Origin of the sequence: Herbiconiux daphne, assembly GCF_024979295.1 — a bacterium.
Taxonomy (GTDB): Bacteria; Actinomycetota; Actinomycetes; order Actinomycetales; family Microbacteriaceae; genus Herbiconiux; species Herbiconiux daphnes.
On sequence record NZ_JANLCJ010000867.1, the window covers coordinates 1 to 506 of the forward strand.

General features: G+C 47.2%; 1 protein-coding gene. It reads left to right on the plus strand.

The annotated features are described in order from the left end of the window. Positions 1–506 (plus strand): hypothetical protein (locus N1032_RS28115; RefSeq protein WP_456319131.1); only part of this gene is annotated, 506 nt, incomplete at both ends.

Genomic DNA, 506 nt, shown 5'->3' on the forward strand with positions numbered 1-506 from the left:
TTATTGAATGCGAAGTCAACGAAGGAACACCACGATCCGGCAAGACATTAAGTGATGCTTTCAAGATGGCTTTGTTTTATCTAAACAGCGAAGACGAAAACCACTTGGTCTTGGCTTATAACCAAGAACAGGTTTTCCGCATGTTTATTGATGGCAACGGCTTTGGGTTGATCAATATCCTGAAAGGGTGTTGCGAGATCAAACACGATGAACGTGGTGACCATTTGTTGATCCGGCAACCGCACAGTGGTCGCGAAGTCAAAGTCTATTACAAGGGCGGCGGAAAGATCAATGCGCGCGGTGCCATCACAGGGATGACCTTGGGATCAGTTGTCTTTTTGGAATATGACTTGATCCATCCCGAAGTAGTGGACGAATGTTTCCGGCGTACAATGGCGGCGGCAAATCGCTACCACTTGATGGAAATGAACCCACCGCCACCGAATCATCCTAACCTTGAAAAGATCGAACAGTTCCGCAACGGTGGTCGCTTATTAGAACGTCAT